The organism is Enterobacter sichuanensis (assembly GCF_009036245.1).
Taxonomy (GTDB): domain Bacteria; phylum Pseudomonadota; class Gammaproteobacteria; order Enterobacterales; family Enterobacteriaceae; genus Enterobacter; species Enterobacter sichuanensis.
In genome coordinates this window covers 3,640,719-3,661,941 of record NZ_CP027986.1, presented here as the reverse complement: position 1 = coordinate 3,661,941, position 21,223 = coordinate 3,640,719, and the positions used below count along the sequence as shown (strand labels likewise).

General features: G+C 56.0%; 20 protein-coding genes, 1 tRNA gene and 2 pseudogenes. 8 read left to right on the top strand and 15 right to left on the bottom strand.

The genetic code is table 11. The annotated features are described in order from the left end of the window. Window positions 1–30: 30 nt before the first annotated feature. The 6 genes from C1N69_RS17685 (at window position 31) to C1N69_RS17660 (ending at window position 4,332) form a co-directional block, all read left to right on the top strand. Window positions 31–107: transfer RNA gene (locus C1N69_RS17685), tRNA-Arg, on the top strand. A 117-nt stretch (window positions 108–224) separates the two neighbouring features. Beyond that, entirely contained in the window at window positions 225–791 is a 567-nt protein-coding gene (yqaB, locus tag C1N69_RS17680; RefSeq protein ID WP_155031624.1) for a fructose-1-phosphate/6-phosphogluconate phosphatase, read from the top strand. Beyond that, a complete protein-coding gene (locus C1N69_RS17675; RefSeq protein WP_025757127.1) occupies window positions 788–1,216 on the top strand; it encodes a YqaA family protein in 429 nt (142 codons plus the stop codon). The genes yqaB and C1N69_RS17675 overlap by 4 nt, the downstream gene beginning before the upstream one ends. Window positions 1,217–1,299: 83 nt before the next feature. Continuing rightward, window positions 1,300–2,844 carry a glutamate--cysteine ligase gene (gshA, locus tag C1N69_RS17670; RefSeq protein ID WP_155031623.1) on the top strand — a complete coding sequence of 515 codons (1,545 nt, stop codon included), beginning with the start codon at window positions 1,300–1,302 and terminating at the stop codon, window positions 2,842–2,844. 153 nt (window positions 2,845–2,997) lie between these two features. Then, window positions 2,998–3,513 carry an S-ribosylhomocysteine lyase gene (gene luxS / locus C1N69_RS17665; RefSeq protein ID WP_094918859.1) on the top strand — a complete coding sequence of 172 codons (516 nt, stop codon included), beginning with the start codon at window positions 2,998–3,000 and terminating at the stop codon, window positions 3,511–3,513. A 54-nt stretch (window positions 3,514–3,567) separates the two neighbouring features. Further along, on the top strand, window positions 3,568–4,332 hold the full coding sequence (locus C1N69_RS17660) for an AraC family transcriptional regulator (RefSeq protein WP_155031622.1): 765 nt from the start codon (window positions 3,568–3,570) through the stop codon (window positions 4,330–4,332). Here C1N69_RS17660 and leuA read toward each other — a convergent pair. The 13 genes and pseudogenes from leuA to C1N69_RS17595 all read right to left on the bottom strand — a co-directional run bounded on the left by leuA (window position 4,319) and on the right by C1N69_RS17595 (window position 19,087). Beyond that, window positions 4,319–5,974: a 2-isopropylmalate synthase gene (leuA, locus tag C1N69_RS17655; protein ID WP_095452134.1), complete on the bottom strand. Its 1,656-nt coding sequence runs from the start codon at window positions 5,972–5,974 to the stop codon at window positions 4,319–4,321. The two genes, C1N69_RS17660 and leuA, sit on opposite strands and share 14 nt — an antisense overlap. Before the next feature lie 146 nt (window positions 5,975–6,120). Further along, window positions 6,121–7,585 (bottom strand): annotated as a pseudogene (emrB, locus tag C1N69_RS17650) (multidrug efflux MFS transporter permease subunit EmrB). A 97-nt stretch (window positions 7,586–7,682) separates the two neighbouring features. Continuing rightward, window positions 7,683–8,855, bottom strand: coding sequence for a multidrug efflux MFS transporter periplasmic adaptor subunit EmrA (gene emrA / locus C1N69_RS17645; RefSeq protein WP_094918856.1), 1,173 nt, complete (start codon window positions 8,853–8,855; stop codon window positions 7,683–7,685). A 126-nt stretch (window positions 8,856–8,981) separates the two neighbouring features. Then, window positions 8,982–9,512 (bottom strand): transcriptional repressor MprA, encoded by a 531-nt coding sequence (mprA, locus tag C1N69_RS17640; RefSeq protein WP_047959312.1) that lies wholly within the window; start codon window positions 9,510–9,512, stop codon window positions 8,982–8,984. A 314-nt stretch (window positions 9,513–9,826) separates the two neighbouring features. Further along, window positions 9,827–11,011 carry an MFS transporter gene (locus tag C1N69_RS17635; protein ID WP_155031621.1) on the bottom strand — a complete coding sequence of 395 codons (1,185 nt, stop codon included), beginning with the start codon at window positions 11,009–11,011 and terminating at the stop codon, window positions 9,827–9,829. A gap of 170 nt (window positions 11,012–11,181) precedes the next feature. Beyond that, window positions 11,182–12,177 carry a glycine betaine/L-proline ABC transporter substrate-binding protein ProX gene (gene proX, locus C1N69_RS17630; RefSeq protein WP_047959310.1) on the bottom strand — a complete coding sequence of 332 codons (996 nt, stop codon included), beginning with the start codon at window positions 12,175–12,177 and terminating at the stop codon, window positions 11,182–11,184. A 9-nt stretch (window positions 12,178–12,186) separates the two neighbouring features. Then, complete coding sequence (proW, locus tag C1N69_RS17625; protein WP_155031620.1) at window positions 12,187–13,251, bottom strand: glycine betaine/L-proline ABC transporter permease ProW; 1,065 nt, start codon at window positions 13,249–13,251, stop codon at window positions 12,187–12,189. Next, window positions 13,235–14,445, bottom strand: a pseudogene (gene proV, locus C1N69_RS17620) (glycine betaine/L-proline ABC transporter ATP-binding protein ProV). Before proV ends, proW begins: the two are co-directional and overlap by 17 nt. 330 nt (window positions 14,446–14,775) lie before the next feature. Beyond that, a complete protein-coding gene (gene nrdF / locus C1N69_RS17615; RefSeq protein ID WP_155031619.1) occupies window positions 14,776–15,735 on the bottom strand; it encodes a class 1b ribonucleoside-diphosphate reductase subunit beta in 960 nt (319 codons plus the stop codon). 9 nt (window positions 15,736–15,744) lie between these two features. Beyond that, complete coding sequence (gene nrdE / locus C1N69_RS17610) at window positions 15,745–17,889, bottom strand: class 1b ribonucleoside-diphosphate reductase subunit alpha (RefSeq protein ID WP_155031618.1); 2,145 nt, start codon at window positions 17,887–17,889, stop codon at window positions 15,745–15,747. Next, the gene (gene nrdI, locus C1N69_RS17605) at window positions 17,862–18,272 is read right to left on the bottom strand and encodes a class Ib ribonucleoside-diphosphate reductase assembly flavoprotein NrdI (protein WP_021241965.1); all 411 of its coding nucleotides are present in this window, start codon (window positions 18,270–18,272) and stop codon (window positions 17,862–17,864) included. The genes nrdE and nrdI overlap by 28 nt, the downstream gene beginning before the upstream one ends. Continuing rightward, window positions 18,269–18,508 (bottom strand): glutaredoxin-like protein NrdH, encoded by a 240-nt coding sequence (nrdH, locus tag C1N69_RS17600; protein ID WP_047959307.1) that lies wholly within the window; start codon window positions 18,506–18,508, stop codon window positions 18,269–18,271. Before nrdH ends, nrdI begins: the two co-directional genes overlap by 4 nt. A gap of 252 nt (window positions 18,509–18,760) precedes the next feature. Further along, entirely contained in the window at window positions 18,761–19,087 is a 327-nt protein-coding gene (locus C1N69_RS17595; RefSeq protein ID WP_025759729.1) for an ElaB/YgaM/YqjD family protein, read from the bottom strand. A 160-nt stretch (window positions 19,088–19,247) separates the two neighbouring features. Here C1N69_RS17595 and C1N69_RS17590 point away from each other — a divergent pair, with 160 nt between their 5' ends. Continuing rightward, window positions 19,248–19,592, top strand: coding sequence for a DUF2002 family protein (locus C1N69_RS17590; protein WP_008502568.1), 345 nt, complete (start codon window positions 19,248–19,250; stop codon window positions 19,590–19,592). A 32-nt stretch (window positions 19,593–19,624) separates the two neighbouring features. Here the strand turns inward: C1N69_RS17590 and alaE are convergent, their stop codons facing one another. After that, window positions 19,625–20,074 carry an L-alanine exporter AlaE gene (gene alaE, locus C1N69_RS17585; protein ID WP_104557545.1) on the bottom strand — a complete coding sequence of 150 codons (450 nt, stop codon included), beginning with the start codon at window positions 20,072–20,074 and terminating at the stop codon, window positions 19,625–19,627. A gap of 492 nt (window positions 20,075–20,566) precedes the next feature. On the opposite strand from alaE, the gene stpA reads away from it, so the two are divergent. Then, window positions 20,567–20,971, top strand: coding sequence for a DNA-binding protein StpA (gene stpA / locus C1N69_RS17580; RefSeq protein WP_025759726.1), 405 nt, complete (start codon window positions 20,567–20,569; stop codon window positions 20,969–20,971). Window positions 20,972–21,009: 38 nt separating this feature from the next. Here the strand turns inward: stpA and C1N69_RS17575 are convergent, their stop codons facing one another. Further along, window positions 21,010–21,189, bottom strand: coding sequence for a hypothetical protein (locus C1N69_RS17575; RefSeq protein ID WP_025759725.1), 180 nt, complete (start codon window positions 21,187–21,189; stop codon window positions 21,010–21,012). Between the last annotated feature and the right edge of the window lie 34 nt (window positions 21,190–21,223).

Below are 21,223 nucleotides of genomic sequence, written 5' to 3'. Positions count from 1 at the left end.
CATTTACTGTTTCTAAAAGCATTTCCCGATGCATCCGTAGCTCAGCTGGATAGAGTACTCGGCTACGAACCGAGCGGTCGGAGGTTCGAATCCTCCCGGATGCACCATCTTCTCCTTCTTTGTTTATTCCTTCGACGTTCCGTCAGCAATCACACTCTCAGTCAGCGACAAAAAACACCTTTTACGATAAAGTAATGCTTTGTTAATCGTTTAGCGAGAGCACGATGTACGCACAGTATGACGGTTTGATCTTCGATATGGATGGCACTCTCCTGGATACCGAACCTACGCATCGTCAAGCCTGGACTGACGTCCTGGGCCGCTACGGCATGCGTTTCGATCTTCAGGCGATGATTGCCCTTAACGGATCGCCCACCTGGCGTATTGCGCAGGCCGTGATTGAACTGAATCAGGCCGATCTCGACCCGCACCTGCTCGCGCGCGAAAAAACCGATGCGGTAAAAGCCATGCTTTTAGATACTGTCCGCCCGTTGCCGCTGGTTGACGTGGTAAAAGCGTGGCACGGACGTCGCCCAATGTCGGTCGGCACGGGCAGCGAAAGCGCGATTGCAGAAGCCTTACTCAATCATCTTGGCCTGCGCCACTATTTTTCTGCCGTGGTCGCCGCCGATCAGGTTAAACACCACAAGCCCGCACCGGACACCTTCCTGCTTTGCGCAGAATTAATGGGCGTCCCGGCGGCAAAATGCGTCGTGTTTGAAGATGCCGATTTCGGTATTCAGGCCGCGCGTGATGCCGGCATGGCCGCGGTGGATGTGCGCTTACTGTGAGTGACGCACTGTCACTTGCCTCATTATTCGCCAGCAGTTTCTTAAGCGCCACGCTGTTACCGGGCAATTCGGAAGTGGTGCTGGTGGCGATGCTGTTGTCCGGCGTGAGTCAGCCCTGGCTGCTGGTGTTAATAGCAACAATGGGTAATAGCCTTGGAGGGCTGACTAACGTTATTCTTGGGCGTTTCTTTCCGCTGCGTGAGACATCGCGCTGGCAGGAAAAGGCAGTCGGCTGGCTAAAACGCTATGGCGCTGCCACGCTGTTATTAAGCTGGATGCCTGTAATAGGCGATTTACTGTGTCTGCTGGCGGGATGGATGCGCATCTCCTGGGGACCAGTGCTCTTTTTTTTGTGCCTTGGCAAAGCGGTGCGTTATGTCCTTGTGGCATGGGCAACGCTGCAGGGTATGACGTGGTGGCACTAATTGGTGGAATGAATACGCGACCTTCAATCGTCAACCATTACAATTATGCTGAGTAACATTACTTTGACAGGCGGGAGGTCAATTTGATCCCGGACGTATCTCAGGCGCTGGCCTGGCTGGAAAACCACCCTCAGGCATTGAAGGGTATTCAGCGTGGTCTTGAGCGTGAAACGCTGCGCGTTAACGCGGACGGTAGTTTAGCGACGACGGGTCACCCGAAGGCGTTAGGCTCGGCGCTGACACATAAATGGATCACAACCGATTTCGCTGAAGCACTACTGGAGTTTATCACCCCGGTAGAAGGCGATATTGATCATATGCTGACGATCATGCGCGATATCCATCGCTACACGGCGCGCAGTCTGGGCGACGAGCGTATGTGGCCTCTCAGCATGCCGTGTTATATCGAGCAGGGCCAGGAGATTGAGCTGGCACAGTACGGCACATCGAATATCGGCCGGCTGAAAACGCTCTACCGTGAAGGGCTCAAAAACCGCTACGGCGCGTTGATGCAGACAATTTCGGGCGTGCACTACAATTTCTCGCTGCCAATGGCTTTCTGGCAGGCGAAATGCGGTGAAACGGATAAGGACGCGATCTCTGCGGGCTATTTCCGCCTGATCCGCAACTATTACCGCTTCGGCTGGGTTATTCCTTATCTGTTCGGGGCGTCGCCAGCCATCTGCTCATCGTTCCTGCAGGGGAAACCGACGACGCTGCCGTTCGAGAAGACCGAGTGTGGAATGTACTATCTCCCGTATGCCACTTCTCTGCGCCTGAGCGATCTGGGTTATACCAATAAATCGCAAAGCAATCTCGGTATTACGTTTAACGAATTGCACGAATATGTGGCAGGATTGAAGCGGGCGATCAAAACCCCGTCGGAAGAGTACGAGAAAATCGGCCTCGAAAAAGACGGTAAGCGCCTGCAGATCAACAGCAACGTCCTGCAGATTGAAAACGAGCTGTATGCGCCAATTCGTCCTAAGCGCGTGACGCGCAGCGGTGAAACCCCGTCGGATGCGCTGCAGCGCGGTGGGATTGAATATATTGAAGTGCGCTCGCTGGATATCAACCCGTTCTCACCGATTGGTGTTGATGAACAGCAGGTTCGCTTCCTGGACCTGTTTATGGTCTGGTGCGTGCTGGCGGATGCGCCGGAAATGAGTTCAGACGAACTGCTCTGTACCCGTACAAACTGGAACCGCGTGATTCTGGAAGGGCGTAAACCGGGTCTGACGCTGGGTATCGGCTGTGAAACCGCGCAGTTCCCGCTGACTAAGGTCGGTAAAGATCTGTTCCGTGACCTGAAGCGTGTTGCCCGGACGATGGACAGCATGGAGGGCGGCGACGCGTATCAACAGATTTGCGACCAGCTGGTGGAATGCTTTGATAACCCGGAGCTGACGTTCTCAGCACGCATTCTGCGTTCTATGATTGATCAGGGCATTGGCGGTACCGGGCGTTCGCTTGCGGCGGAATACCGTGAGATGCTGTTGCAAGAGCCATTAGAAGTCCTGAGCGAAGCGGATTTCGTTGCGGAACGCGATGCGTCCGTGGTGCGTCAGAAAGAGGTTGAAGCGGCGGATACGGAGTCGTTTGAGGCGTTTCTGGCGAAGCAGGCTTAAGCAGAAAAGAAAAAGGCCACATCGCTGTGGCCAAAATATACATCTCTGAATTCAGGGATGATGATAACAAATGCGCGTCTTTCATATACTCAGACGCGCATTCTGTAGAAGAGTTCAGTTTATTTTAAAAAAAATCACTACCGGAGGTGACGTATGCCGTTATTAGATAGCTTTACTGTCGACCATACCCGTATGGAAGCACCTGCAGTCCGCGTGGCGAAGACCATGCACACCCCGCACGGCGACACGATCACCGTCTTCGATCTGCGTTTCTGCGTGCCAAACAAAGAAGTGATGCCGGAGAAAGGCATTCATACGCTGGAACACCTGTTCGCTGGCTTCATGCGTGACCACCTGAACGGCAACGGCGTTGAGATCATCGATATCTCTCCGATGGGTTGCCGTACCGGCTTCTACATGAGCCTGATTGGCCAGCCTGAAGAGAAACGTGTGGCAGATGCCTGGAAAGCGGCCATGCAGGACGTGCTGAAGGTAAAAGAGCAGAGCCAGATCCCTGAGCTGAACGTTTACCAGTGTGGGACTTACCAGATGCACTCTCTGGAAGAAGCGCAGGACATCGCGCGTCACATCATCGAACGTGATGTTCGCGTAAACAGCAACGAAGAGCTGGCCCTGCCAAAAGAAAAACTGCAGGAATTGCACATCTAGTGCACCTTTTCCCTCTCCCATCGGGAGAGGGTAGGGTGAGGGTGGTTTAATCGCATGACCACAACCTTAACCTTCTCCTTTACCCATCGTCCCCTTGTGCCGTTTGCCCATGATTACGTTCATGGTGACAGCGAGCCGTGGCATGAGCATGACTGCGCCCAACTGCTGCATACCCTGAGCGGCGTGGTACGGGTAGATACCGCATCCGGCTGCTGGGTTGTCCCTCCGGGCCGCGGCGTCTGGCTACCGGCGGGTACCCGTCACTCGCTGCGTATTACCGGCGATGTGGCGGCGCGCACGCTGTTTATCGATCCGCTGGCGCGGGCCGATCTCCCGGCCACCTGCCAGATCGTGCAGATCTCCCCGCTGCTGCGGGAACTGATCCTCGCTGCGCTCTCGCTTCCCGAGTCTTACGCACCGGGGAGCCGAGACGAACGCGTGTATGAGCTGATTCTGGATGAAATCCGCCTTATGCCGGTACTGCCGTTTCATCTCCCGGAGCCGGAAAGTGAACCGCTACGCCGTCTTTGCCAGCAGATCCGCCAGACCGCCGGGGAGAGCTGGAGCAGTGCACAAGCCGCGGGCCTGCTAGGCATGAGCGAGCGCACAATGAACCGCCATTTTCAGCAGCAGACGGGATTAAGCTACGGTGAGTGGCTGAGACGGGCGCGCCTGCTGGAGGCGCTGGTACGGCTGGCGCAGGGCCAGCCGGTGCTTCGGGTGGCGCTGGAGCTGGGGTACGGCAGTCACAGCGCCTTTACGGCCATGTTCCGCCGGGTGATGGGCATTTCACCCAGCGACTACTTCAAAGACAGCTAACCGCATTAAAAAGTGCCTGAAGCGAGGCGCGCGAGACGTCGCTGTCAATTCCCACGCCCCAGCGGCTGCTGCCGTCCTGAAACAGGCAGCGAATGTACGCCACCGAACGGCTGTCGCTGCGTTCGCCTAACGAATGTTCGTGATAGTCCTTAATCACGAACGGCGCGTTGACCCAGCGGCTTAACCCCTGAGCGGCGGCGGACAGCAGGCCGTTACCCTGACCTTCGAGCTGGCGCGTTCCCCCCTGCGTACAGATGCTTGCCGTCAAACGCAGCTGACCGTCCTGCTGGCCATCGCTGCGATAGGATTGCAGCGCTAACGGCGGCGTTGCCACCAGGCCGTAGCGGGTGCGGAACAGCTGCCACAGCGCGTTTTGCGTCATCTCTTTTCCGTGACGGTCGGTTTCCTGCTGTACATGCTGGCTGAAATCCTGTTGCAGGGCGCGGGGTAATTTCAGACCATGATTCTGCTCGATAAGCCACGCGCTGCCGCTTTTCCCTGACTGGCTGTTCACGCGGATCACCGCTTCGTAGGTGCAGCCGATATCCTGCGGGTCCACGGGCAGGTAGGGCATCTCCCAGCGGTCGCCTGGCCTGCGGGCATCAAAGCCTTTTTTGATGGCGTCCTGGTGCGAGCCGGAGAAGGCGGTATAGGCCAGCCGTCCGGCCCACGGATGGCGCGGATGCACCGGCAGCTGGTTGCAGGTTTCCACCACTTCCACCACCCGGTTCATATCGCTAAAGTCCAGATTCGGGCTAATACCCTGGCTGTAAAGGTTCATCGCCAGCGTCACCAGGCAGACGTTGCCTGTACGTTCCCCGTTCCCGAACAGGCAGCCCTCCACGCGGTCAGCGCCCGCCATCACGGCCAGCTCGGCGCTGGCGACGCCGGTGCCGCGGTCGTTATGCGGATGCACGCTGATGCAGACATCGCGGCGGCGGCTAAAGTGGCGACAGAAATACTCGATCTGGTCGGCATAGACGTTCGGCGTGCTCACTTCGACGGTCGCGGGTAAGTTGATCACCATCGGGCGTTCGTCACACGGCTGCCAGATCTCCGCCACGGCTTCACAAATCTCCAGCGCAAATTCCGGCTCGGTAAAGCAGAAGGTCTCCGGAGAGTATTCGTACTGCCAGCGGGTGTCGGGATTTTCCTCGCACAGCTTACGGATGAGACGCGTGGCGCGCGTCGCCAGCTCAACGATTTGCCCTTTCTCCATGCCGAATACCAGGCGGCGGAACAGCGGAGCGGTGGCGTTATACAGATGGACGGTGGCCTGCTTCGCGCCGCGCAGGGATTCAAAAGTACGATGGATGAGATCTTCCCGCGCCTGAGTAAGCACCTGAATCGTGACGTCATCCGGAATGCGGTTCTCTTCAATCAGCTGGCGGACAAAGTTGAAATCCGTCTGCGAGGCGGAGGGGAAAGCGACCTCGATCTCTTTAAACCCGCAGCTCAGCAGCAGATCCCAGAACTGCAGCTTGCGCGCGCTGTCCATCGGCTCGGCAAGGGCCTGGTTGCCGTCGCGTAAGTCGGTGGAGAGCCAGCGCGGCGCGCGGGTAATGCGTTGCTCCGGCCAGCGGCGGTCGGGAAGCGAAATAGCGGGATAAGGCTGGTACTTGTCGGCGGGGGTGTTCAGCATGATGCGCTCCTGTTGTCTTTTCACTATCGTGAAGGGATTTCAGGCGCGCTGCTTTATCGGAACTGACAATTGCTGTCGCGTTTTGGACAGGGAGGTGATGGTTGCCGGGTGGCGGCTACGCCTTACCCGGCAACCCGCGCAGAGAACTAATGCGCGCCGCCACCCCCGCCACCGGCACCAAACGGCGGTCTGGCAAACCACACCAGCCCCAGCAGGACGATAAAGATCCCTGCCGAAATCCAGAAAATCTCGTTAGCCGAGATAATCAGCCCCTGGTTGGTGATCTGCTGGGCAATCCAGCCGGACGCCTGCTGCTCCGTCATGCCCATTCCCTGAAGCTGGCTATACATCTGCTGCGCATTCGGGTTGTAGGGATTCACCGCTTCGGTCAGCTGCGCGTGGTGCATCGATTCACGGTTTGTCCACAGCGTGGTGGTGATCGACGTCCCGATGGAGCCCGCCAGCGTACGGGTGAAGTTCGACAGGCTCGACGCGGCCGCCAGACGCTCAGGCGGCAGGCCAGAGAGCGTGATGGTGGTCAGCGGCATAAAGAAGCACGCAACCGCGAAGCCCTGAATAAACTGCGGCCACGCAGAGGCGCCAAAGTCCATTCCCGGCTCAAAGGTATACGCACGCCAGTAGAAGCACACCGCATACATAATGAAGCTGAAGGTCACCAGCCGACGCATGTCGAGCTTGTGGGCAAAGCGGCCAATAATCGGTGACAGCAGGACCGGGATCACCCCGACCGGTGCGGACGCCAGACCCGCCCAGGTTGCGGTATAGCCATACACCTCCTGCAACAGCTGCGGCAGCAGAACAATCGCGCCGAAGTAGAGCATATAGGCGAGGCTGATACACAGACAGCCGATGGTGAAGTTTCGCGACTTAAAGAGCGAGAGATCGACTATCGGGTTTTCGTCCGTCAGCTCCCAGACAATCAGGAAGCTCAGCGACACCACCGCGACAATGGTCAGGATGATAATTTCCTGCGAGTTGAACCAGTCGAGCTCTTTACCACGGTCGAGCATGATCTGCAGACTGCCGATGCCGAGGATCAGCAGCGCCAGACCGATGCTGTCGATACTCCGCTGCTCGGTACGCGTTTCACGGCCGCGCAGGGATTGCAGCGTCATCAGCACCACGACGGCACCAATCGGGACGTTGATAAAGAAGATCCAGCCCAGTGGTAGTTATCGCTGATGTAGCCACCCAGAATCGGTCCGCAGATAGGCGCGACGATAACGGTCATCGACCACAGCGCCAGCGCGACGGAGCGTTTTGCGGGAGGGTAGTTGCTCAACAGCAAACTCTGGAGAGCGGGATCAGCGGCCCCGCGACTATCCCCTGAATGACGCGGAAGAAAATCAGCATCGTCAGGCTGCTGGACATGCCGCAGGCCCAGGAGGCCAGCACAAACGCCACCGTGGACCAGAGGAACAGCTTCACTTCCCCGACGCGCTTCGCCAGCCAGCCGGTAATCGGAATGGAGATGGCGTTTGCCACCCCAAACGAGGTGATGACCCAGGTCCCCTGGCTCAGGGACGAGCCAAGGTTACCGGCGATGGTCGGGATGGCCACGTTTGCGATGGTGGAGTCCAGCACCTGCATGAATGTCGCCAGCGACAGCGCAATGGTCATAATGACCAGCTGCGCGCCCTCCAGCGGTTTTTGCGGCTTTTGCTGTTGCATAACGCTCACCTTCGGATTAACCGGCGTTTGCCTTCACGATGTCATCGATCAGCTTGTTGACCGGATCGAGGCTAATTTCACGGGCGTTACTCTCATACGCCGGGCTGCTACGCACCTGGCTTGCCAGGATCTGACCGTCGCGGTTGGCGGTGTCGACCGTCACAAGCGTGGAGAGGCCGATACGCAGCGGGTGATCCGCCAGCTGTTTGGCATCCAGTTCGATACGCACAGGAAGACGCTGAACCACTTTGATCCAGTTACCGGTGGCGTTCTGCGCGGGCAGCAGGGAGAAGGCGCTGCCGGTCCCCATATCCAGACCAACCACTTTCCCGGTGTATTTCACGTCATCGCCATAGATGTCGCTGACAACCGTCGCGGTCTGGCCGATACGCATATGGGCGAGCTGCGTCTCTTTAAAGTTGGCATCAACCCACAGATTGTCCGCCGGCACGACTGCCATCAGCGGGGTGGTAGGGCTAATCTGCGCCCCTGGCTGGACGGAACGGCGGGAGACATAGCCGGTCATCGGGCTGACGATTTTGGTACGCTGCAGGGCAAGCCATGCGTTGCGGACTTCAGTCGCGGCCTGCTGTACAGCTGGCTGATTTTCGAGGCTGGTGCCCAGCACCATCGCCTGGTTGGCGTTGTACTGTTGAATGGCGACATCCAGCTGTGCCTGAGCGCTGGCAACGGCGTCACGCGCGTGCTGCAGCTCTTCACGGCCAATCAGGTTGGCGCTGCCGAGCGGTACGCGGCGGTTCAGGTCGCTCTGCGCCTGGGCGAGTGCGGTTTTCTGCACGTCGATGTTGGCCTGCAGCTGTTTGCTGTTGATCATCAGCTGGCGGGTCTGACGGACGCTGGAGGCCAGCGCGGTCTTCGCTTTCTCAAATGCCTGCTGGGCGTCGGTCGGATCGAGGGTCACCAACACATCGCCTTTTTGCACAAAGTCGGTATTGTCAGCCCAGACTTTCGTCACGCTGCCCGACACCTGCGCCATAATTTGTACCTGGTTCCCTGCCACGTAGGCGTCGTCTGTTTCCTCAGCATGACGCAGTACTAAAAACCAATAGATCCCATATGCCACGGCAATAATGATAAAGAGCAAGGTCAACAGAAGAAGGGCGCTCTTACGTTTGCCTTTCTTATTGACCGGTTGCTGCGGGGTAGTGCTCTCCGCATTTGCGCTCATTGTTGTTCTCCACGATCTTCTTATTTTCACATCGGCTGAGCCGACCTGTTGTCAGAAAGGCCAGCAGTGTGACGTGCTGGCCTGTCGGTTTTCTTATGAATCTGGATTGTTGAGCGTGTCGTCGCGTTAGCGCAGCGCCTCAAGAACGGCGCCGTCTTCATCCATCTGGTCCAGACGGGTGAGCAGTTTGCGAGTGATGTGCTCAAGCTGGTCGCGCTCGGCAGCGCTGAGGGCGGACCACAGTTTGTGCAGGCAATTGTGCTGAGGTGGCAGCACCTCACGCAGGAACTGGTGACCTTTGTCGGTCAGTTGCAGATGCAGGCAGCGGCGATCGTTGTCGCTTTCACGGCGTTCAATCCAGCCACGCTTTTCAAGCTCATCGGCAATACGGGTCGCATTGGTACGGGAGGAGCCCAGCGCGCAGCTCAATTCGGAAGGCTGAATGCTATGGTTTTCCTGAGACTCCAGCGTAATCAACGCCATAAACAACGTCTCGTTAATCCCTTGAGCTTTCAGCATTTTATTACGGTTCTCCAGTAGCTTACCCTGCATGTGCATGCACAGGCGAGTCAGCAGGATTTCCTGGTACGGGAAGTCCTCATGGCGACTGGCGCGGAATTTAAGCATTTGTTCAATGGGCGTAAACGAACTATCCATTTGGGCATAACCTCATTAATTACAGCCGATATAGTAACGACGGTGACAAATAATGTAAATGAATTATTTGTGCGGTTATATCCGCCAAATTAATGTCACCATCAGAAAGCGCCGGGTAAGTCCGTGACCCGGTGAGCACAGAAAGGGTAGGGTGTAAACCCGCTGAAGAGAGGATGTGAGGACGGGGGTCTGAACTGTTCATGCCGATTGTAAATATGTCACCCACATTAAAATTTCTGGGATAAATGATTACGTTTACATTAACAGACTGAGGGGCCTCTTTACACCCTAAGAGGCCCAACGCAATGTAAAACTTAATGAATTGCCTCCTGGCGATGGTAACCGCGCCACCAGACCACCAGGTTGAGTGCGGCAACGATGGCGCCAATCCCACACACGCCGGACCAGCCGGCATGCTGCCACGCCGAGGCGGAAATGAGCGAACCCGCTGCGCCGCCAATAAAGTAGCTGGTCATGTATCCGGCCGTGAGGCGGTTACGTGCCTCTGGCTTCACGCGGTAAATCACGGTCTGGTTGGTGATATGAACGCCCTGCACGGTGAGATCGAGCACCAGAATACCGACGATCAGCGCCAGCACCGAGACGTGCCCGTACCAGATTGCCGCCCAGGAGAGCAGGAGTAAAACCAGCCCTGCGGAGGTGGTCAGGTGAGATTTGCCCTTGTCGGCCAGCCCACCTGCGGGACGCGCGCCCAGCGCGCCAGCGGCACCGGCCAGACCGAACAGACCAATCACCCCTTCGGAATAATTGAACGGCGGGGCGGCAAGCAGAAACGCCATCGACGTCCACAGAATGCTGAAGTTAGCGAAGGTGAAACAGCCGAGCAGGGCGCGGGTGCGCAGAAGTTTATCCTGCGTGAACAGGCTAAACACGGAGGCCAGCAGCTGCGGATAGTTCAGATGGTTCTCCTGCTTCACCTTCGGCAGCCCGCGCCACAGCGCCAGTGCCATAACGACCATCAGGACGCTCGCTACCCAGTAAACGGTGCGCCAGCCGCCGAGACTTGCCAGCAGCCCTGCAACGGTACGCGCCAGCAAAATCCCCAGCAGCAGGCCGCTCATAATGGTACCCACCACCTTACCGCGTTTTTCCGGGGAGGCGAGGGTCGCCGCGAGAGGCACCAGAATTTGTGCCACCACGGAGAACAGCCCCGTAAGCGCGGTACCGACGATCATCATCGTCAGCGACTGGCTGCTGGCGGTGATCAGCATCCCGCCGGCGGCCAGTAGGGTCATTGAGACAATCAGCATCCGGCGTTCAAATATATCGCCCAGCGGCACCAGGAACAGCAGCCCGGCGGCATAGCCGAGCTGCGCGGCCGTAACAATAAAGCCTGCGGAGCTGGCTGAGAGGTTGAACGCGCGGGCGATAGTGTCGAGAAGAGGTTGTGCGTAGTAGTTACTGGCGACCGCCAGACCCGTTGCCACGGACATTAAAAGGATGAGTGCGGGGCTAAGCCCTTGAGTTGTTTTGGTCATTAGTTTCAGGAATCGTTAGTGAAGTGATTATTTTTCCGGAAACCATAATAGCTAATGATTGTGAATAGTGGGGGATTGTTACGTGATGGATTGTGCGGTTTGGGCCCCTCACCCTAACCCTCTCCCCTTTACAGGGGAGAGGGCCGGGGTGAGGGGGCTGGTCTGTATTTTTACTTCTGCGCCGCAAGCGCCTCTTTCACCCAGCCGTCAAACTGCTGCTGGTGGGCTTTGATCCAGCCGTCCACATGACCTTTCACATCCGCCTCAGAGGATTTGCCCGCATGCATCATTGCGTTCTGGGCGTTAATGTCCGCCAGCGGCAGCTTCATCACCGAGAACAGCTTCGCCGCCGCCGGGTTTTTCTCTGCCCAGGCTTTGTTGGCGACGATGTGCATGGTGTTCACCGGGAAACCGTAGTTCATGCCGTTCGGCAGTTTAGTGTCGATATCCTTTTGCTCGCCCGGCAGGGAGGAGAACGGCACCTGCAGCCACACCACGTCTTTACCCGGCTTCAGCACGTCGCTTACCCAGTATGGCGTCCAGGTGTAGTAGATCACCGGTTTGCCCTCTTTGAAGCGGGCGATGGTGTCGGCCATCATCGCCGAATAGTTGCCGTGGCTCACCTCGACCGTTTTCGCCAGATCAAATGCTTTGTTCTGGTGGTTAATCACCGCTTCACAGCCCCAGCCCGGCGAGCAGCCCATCATGTCGGCTTTACCGTCGCCGTTGGTGTCGAACAGCTTCGCGATCTGCGGATCTTTCAGCTGTGCAATATTGGTGATGTGATACTGGTCGGCGGTTTTCTTGTCGATCAGATAACCCTGGGCCGCACCGGTTACAAAAGTGCCTTCGCGGTAGAATTTCTTATCGCCACCGGCGGCGGCATACATATCGTCGTGCAGCGGCTGCCAGTTTACGGCGGTAAAGGTGGCATCACCGGAGGCAATCGAGGTGTAGCCGACGTTGTAATCCACTTCGCTCGGCGTGTTAACCGTGTAGCCCAGCTTCTCCAGCGCGCGGCTGACCAGCAGGGTCTGGAAGCTCTCTTCCGAAATGGTGCTCTGCACCGGCTGCACGGTAATGCCTTTACCCGGCAGGTCAGCGGCGAATGCGCTGGTGGAGACAAGGGTGGCAAACGCTGTGGCAAAAAGTACGCTCTGTCGCATCGTTGTTCCTTATTTAATGAATGGGCGGGTGAGTAACCCGACGGGGCCGGTGGTGTACCAGCGACGGTTGCCGCGACTGCGTGAATCACGACCGACGGCCTGGGTCAGGCGGTCAAGAATAATGGCGAGGATCACAATCCCGACGCCGCCAACGGTAGCCAGCCCCATGTCGAGACGGCCAATGCCGCGCAGCACCATCTGACCGAGACCGCCAACGGCAATCATCGAGGCAATGACCACCATCGACAGCGCCAGCATCAGCGTCTGGTTAACGCCTGCCATGATGGTCGGCATCGCCAGCGGGAGCTGAACCTTAAACAGCATCTGACGCGGGCTGGCACCAAACGAGCGTGACGCTTCGATCAGATCCGCAGGGACCTGGTTAATGCCCAGAATGGTCAGACGAATAATCGGCGGCAGGGCGAAGATAATGGTCACCACGACCCCCGGCACGTTGCCGATGCCGAACAGCATGACGATAGGTACCAGATAGACGAACGCTGGCGTGGTTTGCATCGCATCCAGCAGGGGACGAATGATCTTCGCCGCCCTCGGACTGCGCGCCAGCCAGATCCCCATCGGCAGGCCGATAACAATGCAGAAGAGCAGGGCGGTCAGCACCAGCGCCAGAGTGATCATCGCCTGTGACCAGGCTCCGATGGCACCGATCGCAATCAATGAGATCAGCGTGGCGATCCCCATCCCCGCGCTGCCAAACTGCCAGGCGATCAGGGAAAACAGCACAATCGCCACCGGCGCCGGCATGCCCAGCATCAGCTGCTGGAAGCCGTTAAGGATGTAATCCACCGGGATGCGGATCCCCTGGAAGAGCGGGCGGAAGTGAGTGACCACCCAGTCGATCCCCTCCGTGACCCAGCTGTCCAGCGGGATCAGCGTCTTGTGGAACGGATCCATAATATTGAAATGCTCTGGCGCAGGCGCGGGCGCGCTGTTCAGCCAGTCTGCCGCACCCCCACCATCGGCAGGAGCTGGCGTGGAGCCCCACGCATCGGCAGATTGCGCCGCGCTGTCCACGGCTTCAGTGGTACCCCACGGGTTAGATTGATCGGTCATTGTTTGCTCCCTCGCGATCTAAAGCCTGCAGCAACATGCGTTTTGAGATGATGCCGACGTACTGTTGTTCCTCACCCACGACCGGCACGGCGCATGGCGCCTGGCCGACGTGAGAGAGCAACTCGCTGAGCGGCGTTTCGGCGTCCACGGCAAGCGGAGCATCAATTAACGCCGCATCGATTCCCTGGTTTTCGCCAAGGGCGGTTTTCAGAGAGTCGATGGAGACAACGCCAACAAATTTATTGCCGCGTTCAACCAGATAACCGTATTCACGGTCTTCGTCCTGCAGCAGCTTGAGGGCCGAGCGCGGGCCAAAACCGGGCGTTTTACGGATAATGCCGTTGGGCATTCTGCGGGCAATATCTTTGGCGCTAAAGACCTGGCTAATATCCACGCCGCGGAAGAAGGTGCGCACATAATCATTGGCCGGATTATTGAGAATTTCATCCGGCGTGCCGACCTGCACCACTTCACCATTTTGCATAATGGCAATACGGTCGCCAATTCGCATGGCTTCATCCAGATCGTGAGAAATAAAAACAATGGTGCGCTGATGTTTCGCCTGTAATTTTACCAGCTCATCCTGCATCTCGGTGCGAATTAATGGGTCGAGGGCCGAGAAGGCTTCATCCATTAATAAAATATCCGGATTAATGGCTAATGCGCGGCTAATCCCACGCGCTGGCGCATACCGCCGGAAAGTTCATCCGGGTACGCATGGGCATAATTCTCCAGCCCGACCTGACGCAGCGCATCAAGGGCTTTTTCCTGACGTTCCTGAGCGGGCGTACCGGCCAATTCCATGCCAAAGGCGGTATTATCCAGCACCGTCATGTGCGGCATCAGCGCGAATGACTGGAACACCATCGCAATCTTCTTTCTGCGCACCTCGCGAAGCTCAGCGTCGGATATTCTGGCGATATCCACGCCGTCAATCAGCACCTGTCCGCGGGTGGGTTCAATCAGGCGATTGAGAAGGCGAACCATAGTGGATTTACCCGAACCGGATAATCCCATGATGACAAAAATCTCGCCTTCTTCAATGGCCAGACTGGCGTTTTTCACGCCAAGCGATAGCCCGGTTTTTTCCAGAATTTGCTCTTTCGAAAGGCCTTTCTCAATATATTTGAATGCGCGCTGTGGATGCTCGCCAAATACCTTATAAAGATTTTTCACTTCTAATTTAATTGCCATGCAATAGAGAGTGTCCTGTTATTTGTTTATGTCGATATGATTACCATGGTAAATTGTTAACGGGCATAACCCTAACATACTCAGAATCTGAGACAACCCTGTGTTTGCTTATGACGTGAATTTTCAGGTAAGCGAAACGGCTGAATTTCCCATGAGTAAAGGGCTGAGCGTGGTTTGAATTTTTCTCAATTTTTTGCTGCGGCATCGGGGAATTTCGCCTGAACATGACGATTCAGGCGAATATGACGTGGAAATGACAGTGTAGTCGCTTTGTAAATATTCGAGAGAAAAATGTTGGGTTTATATTAAATTAACGAACGTTAGCGTTCATTAAAAATCCCAGTCTTCGTCCTCCGTTTCCACCGCTTTACCCATCACGTACGACGACCCCGAGCCCGAGAAAAAATCGTGGTTTTCGTCGGCGTTGGGCGACAGCGCGGACAGAATCGCCGGGTTGACCTCCGCCATCTCCGGCGGGAACATCGCGTCGTACCCCAGATTCATCAGCGCCTTGTTGGCGTTGTAGCAGAGGAAGGCCTTCACGTCCTCCTCCCAGCCGGTACCGGCGTACAGTTCCTCGGTATAGCTCAGCTCGTTGTCGTACAGATCCATCAGCAAATCGAGCGCAAACCCTTTGAGCTCCTCACGCTTCGTCTCGCTGACTTTCTCAAGTCCTTTCTGATACTTATAGCCGATGTAATACCCGTGTACCGCTTCATCGCGGATGATAAGGCGAATCAAATCGGCGGTGTTGGTCAGCTTGCCGCGGCTCGACCAGTACATTGGCAGCCAGAAGCCGGAATAGAAGAGGAAAGATTCCAGGAACACGCTGGCGATTTTCTTCTTCAGCGGCTCATCAGCCTGATAATAGTCCAGCACCAGGCGGGCCTTGCGCTGCAATGACTCGCTCTCCTCACTCCAGCGGTACGCTGCATCCACATCTTTGGTCTGGCACAGCGTGGAGAATATCGAGCTGTAGGAGCGGGCGTGCACCGCCTCCATAAAGCTGATGTTGGACATCACCGCCTCTTCGTGAGGCGTCAGCGCATCATGCATCAGGGCGGGTGCGCCGACGGTATTCTGGATGGTGTCCAGCAGCGTCAGACCGGTAAAGACGCGGATCGTCAGCCGCTGTTCGGCGTGGCTGAGCGTTTGCCAGGCCGGAATATCGTTGGAGAGCGGGACTTTTTCCGGCAGCCAGAAGTTGCTGGTCAGCCGGTTCCACACTTCCAGATCTTTGTCGTCCTGGATTTTGTTCCAGTTAACGGCGCTCACGCGTGACAGTTTCATCCTTTCTCCTTACAGCGCGCAGGACACGCAGCCTTCAATTTCGGTGCCTTCCAGCGCAAGCTGGCGCAGGCGAATGTAGTAGAGCGTTTTAATGCCTTTTTTCCAGGCGTAGATCTGCGCTTTATTGATATCCCGCGTGGTGGCGGTGTCCGGGAAGAAGAGCGTCAGCGACAGCCCCTGATCCACATGTTTTGTCGCCTCGGCGTAGGTATCGATGATTTTCTCCGGGCCGATCTCGTACGCGTCCTGATACAGCGGCAGGTTCTCATTGGTCATAAACGGGGCAGGGTAGTAAACGCGCCCGGTTTTACCTTCCTTACGGATCTCTATTTTTGACACAATCGGGTGAATGCTCGACGTGGCGTGGTTGATGTAGGAGATTGACCCGGTTGGCGGCACCGCCTGCAGGTTCTGGTTATAGATGCCGTAACGCATCACGTCATCTCGCAACTGCTGCCACATCTCGTGCGTCGGCAGAACGATCCCGGCGCGGGCAAACAGCTCACGCACTCGCGCTGTTTTTGGCTGCCAGTCGCCTTCCAGGTATTGGCTGAAATACTCTCCGCTGGCGTAGCGGGAGTGCTCAAAGCCCGCGAAGCGCTGGTTACGCTCGCGCGCCAGCATCATCGAGGTGTGCAGCGCATGCCAGGTGATGGTGTAAAAATAGAGATTGGTGAAATCCAGCCCTTCCGGGCTGCCGTAGGCAATGCCTTCCCGCACCAGATAGCCGTGCAGGTTCATCTGCCCAAGGCCGATAGCGTGCGACGCGGCGTTACCTGCTTCAATGGACGGCACGCTGCGGATGTGGCTCATGTCCGACACCGCCGTCAGGCCGCGAATGGCCGTCTCCACCGTGCGGCCAAAGTCGGGGGAATCCATGGTATGGGCAATATTCAGCGACCCGAGGTTACAGGAGATATCCTTGCCGATCTCCGCGTAGTCGAGGTTCTCGTCGTAGGTTGACGCGCTGTTGACCTGCAAAATCTCCGAGCACAGGTTGCTCATGTTGATGCGCCCGGCAATCGGGTTGGCGCGGTTCACCGTGTCCTCGTACATGATGTACGGATAGCCGGACTCAAACTGAATTTCGGCAAGCCGCTGGAAGAAATCGCGGGCGTTGATATATTTTTTGCGAATACGATCGTCGGCCACCAGTTCGTCGTAGCGCTCGCTGATGGCCACATCGCCAAAGGCTTTGCCGTAAATTCGCTCGATGTCATACGGCGAGAAGAGCGCCATCTCAGCATTCTCTTTGGCAAGCCGGAAGGTGATATCCGGGATCACCACCCCCAGCGACAGGGTTTTGATACGGATTTTTTCGTCGGCGTTTTCGCGTTTGGTATCCAGAAACCGCAGAATATCCGGATGGTGCGCATGCAGGTAAACCGCGCCTGCACCCTGACGCGCGCCAAGCTGGTTGGCATAGGAGAAGGCATCTTCCAGCATCTTCATCACCGGGATCACCCCGGAGGACTGGTTTTCGATGCGCTTGATCGGCGCCCCGGCTTCACGCAGGTTAGAGAGCAAAAACGCCACGCCGCCGCCACGTTTGGAAAGCTGTAGCGCTGAATTCACCGCGCGGCCAATTGACTCCATATTGTCTTCAATGCGCAGCAGGAAGCAGGAGACCAGCTCGCCGCGCTGGGCCTTGCCGCAGTTGAGGAAGGTTGGCGTGGCGGGCTGGAAGCGCCCGGAGAGAATCTCATCGCTTAGCTGTTGCGCCAGCGCTTCGTCACCCTGCGCCAGCGTCAACGCCACCATCACTACGCGATCTTCAAAGCTTTCCAGGTAGCGTTTACCGTCAAAGGTTTTCAGGGTGTAGCTGGTGTAGTACTTCCATGCGCCAAGGAAGGTCTGGAAACGAAAACCGCTGGCGTGCGCGCGTTCAAAAAGCTTCACAACGAAGGGGCGTTGATAGCGGGACAGGACGCGTGCGTCGTAGTAGCCCTCTTTGATCACATAGTCGAGGCGCTCATTCTGGCTCGCAAAGGTCACGCTGTTGGGCCGCACATGGGCGGCAAAAAAGGCGTCCACCGCCTCGCGATCTTTCCCGAACTGAATGCGCCCCTGACGATCGTAGAGGTTAAGCATTGCGTTTAATGCGTGGTAATCCGGCGTCGCCTGAATTACCCGTTCTGCGGTTGTCGTTGCCAAAATTCGTTCACTCCTTTACGCACGTTTTCGACGTCCTGTTGTGTCCCCATGAGCTCGAAGCGATAGAGATACGGCACGCCGCATTTTTGAGAGATGACATCCCCGGCGCGGCCAAAGGCATCGCCGAAATTGCGGTTGCCCGCCGCAATCACGCCGCGGATCAGCCCGCGGTTATGAGGATCGTTGAGAAAGCGGATCACCTGACGGGGAACGGCCCCCGCCGTGCCGCCGCCGCCATAGCTCGGCACTACCAGAATGTACGGTTCCTCTACCCGGATGCGCTCCCGCTCGTTGAGCGGAATGCGCACCGCAGGCAGCCCGACGCGCTCAATAAAACGAAGCGTGTTTTCCGAGCTGCTGGAGAAGAAAACCAGCCCACTCATGCCCGGACGGCCTGCGCGCTCAGGCGGTTGATCATGTCCGGGCGGAAACCAGACCAGCTAAGCTCCCCGGCGACAACGACCGGAAGCTGACGGAACCCCTGCGCGCGCAGGGTGTCGGCGGCCTCGGGCTGCTGGTCAATATTCACCATTTCAAAAGCCACCCCACGGCTTTCCATCGCACGTTTTGTGGCGTGGCACTGAACACAATCGTTACGTGTGTAAATAATAATGCTCATGATTCGTATTTCCATTTAAAATGAGAGAGCGGCGCGAATCATCGCGTCAGGTTGTGTGTCTCTTGCTAAAAGGAATACTAGATGTAGTTGTCTTAACTTTCAACCATACAAGATATGGGAAATTTAGATTGATATCGCCCCTGTGATGAGCACAGCGGGGCAGGGCGGGCTGTACGGGTTTTTCAGGCGTTCGGGAAAAGAAAAGCCCCGGCAGCTGCTGGCCACCGGGGCAGAAAAACTACTCACAAGGCGTTATTTACGCAGGCTAAGCAGGGCTCCGACGAAGATCCCGACTGCCGCGACCGTGCCCAGCGTGCAGAGCGGTTTTTCGCGCACGAAGGTGGTTGCGCAGCTGACCGCATCGCAGGCCGCCTGAGTCGTACGGGTACGCCCGTTCAGACGCGCACGGGTTTCACGGAGCAGAGACTGAGCCTTACGTTTAGCGGCATCCGCTTCGTCCTTCGCGCCACTTCCCCAGGATTTCAGCACCTCTTCCAGCGAATCCGCTAATTGGCTGACATCATTACGAATATCCTGCGCGTCGTCATTAATATCGTTTCGGTTCGGTCTGTTAAACATACGTTCCTCCGTAATCTTGTGTTCCCGTTCAGTTTAGTTCAGAAATTTAATATCTGAAGCGCATCACGCGTTATCCGGCAGTTTATGGACTATTCTGAAAGCCCTGCTAATGCTGAATACTGTAAGGTTGCCGGGCAGGAAAAGATAACGAGGAAAAGATATGTATTTACGACCTGATGAGGTGGCGCGCGTTCTTGAAAAAGAGGGATTCACCATGGATGAGGTGACACCAAAAGCGTATGGTTATCGCCGTGGCGAGAATTACGTTTACGTTAATCGTGAAGCAAGAATGGGACGTACCGCTCTCATTATTCACCCGACGCTGAAAGACAGAAGTTTGTCATTTGCTGAACCAGCCTCGGATATTAAAACCTGCGATCATTATCAGCAATTCCCGCTCTATTTAGGCGGCGAGACGCATGAGCATTATGGTATTCCGCATGGCTTCAGCTCGCGTATGGCGCTGGAACGGTTTTTGAAAGGCCTGTTTGGCGACGTACAGTAAACTTGCGACTGGCGTTCGCCAGTCGCTTCACATTACGCTTTTGCCTGGCTGTACTGGCTGACCCTGAACAGGCGGCGACAGTAGTCGAGAAAATAGCCATACACCGCCCCCATCAGCATTGAAATCACAATATTTGAGCTGACCGCCGCCGCGATCTGGTGCCAGTCCGCCCCAACCGCCAGCAGAATGGCCACGTAAACCGGAGACTGGAAGGTCACATACGCCAGAACGTCTGCCAGGTTTTTCACCCAGCCTGCGGGGCTGAGTCGCCGCGCAAGACGCATTACCGCATCGCGGTATAAACCGTAAGGCCAGGCAATAATAATATTGACCGGGATTGCCACCAGACGAGAGGAAAGTGACTGCTCAAAGGTCATTCCGGAGAGGAATATTTCAATCAGCATGTTCACGACGGAACAGTAGACAACCATCGCGAAAGTATCCGCTACCGCATGGCGCAGGCGTGATTGCGGTGAGAACATGGCTGAACTCCTTGAGAAGAACACAAAAGAAACGATTTTCCCGCAGCGTATAGTGCTTTAGGTTGGTTTGTTTGACGTGTATAGCGTATATCTCTGTGTTTGAACTAACAACTAGTGATTAATTTTTATTTAATCGCGTTTTGTCCACAAAATTCTCTAAAAATGATTGTTTTTTGACCGGTTCGTTATAATCTGTCCCGCTTAATATTTTTTTATTTAAAAACAATTGGTTATTGGTGGTGGTGCTGACGTGTGTATAAGTGTCGTTCCGGGTGGCACGGAATGCTGTGATTTGGCTTAAGGTTGACCATTTATAGTGGGTCAGAGGCCAATGAAAACATAACCCGCAAACCGGATATGATAATATAAAGGGTGACATATAAAGTATTGGCATTATTGACAGAGCGGACCCGTGGGTAGATATTTTCACTGAAATGAATTATTCTTTCGGTGATTTAACTATTTACCCCAAAGAAAAGGTTTTCAAATAATATGTCTTTGACGTTACAGAATCTTAATAATATCCGAACTCTGCGCGCCATGGCGCGTGAATTATCCCTGGACGTTCTTGAGGAAATGCTGGAAAAGGTCAGGGTCGTTGCCGAAGAGAAACGTAGTGAGCTGGCGGAATTAGAACAGCAGCGCGCTGAGCAGCAGGAAAAAATTAATGCCCTGCTGGAACTGATGAAAGCCGATGGTATTTCTCCAACCGAACTGCTGAACTCTGAACGGGCGCTGGCGGGTAAAACGGTGAAAAAACGTAAACCGCGTGAAGCGAAATATCGCTTTATTGACCAGAACGGTGAAGAGAAAACGTGGACCGGCCAGGGGCGTACGCCGAAGCCTATTGCCAGCGCACTGGCTAACGGTAAATCACTGGATGATTTTCTGATCTAATCCGTGAGCCGGGCGGAAGCGTCCGCCCGGATGTCTGTTTAGCAGACGCCGAAATCACCTTCTTCGCTATACAGCACGACCTCTGCTGCTTTCAGGGTAAATTTCTCACCCTCTTCATTGCTGGCCTGCACCGCCACAATGCTATCCCCCTTCACGTCGAGCACTTTCAGTTTTGGCCCGCCCTGACGCGGTTGTACATAATCACCGACAGCAAACATAGAACCTCCTCATCGTTTTAGCGATCTTCACCTT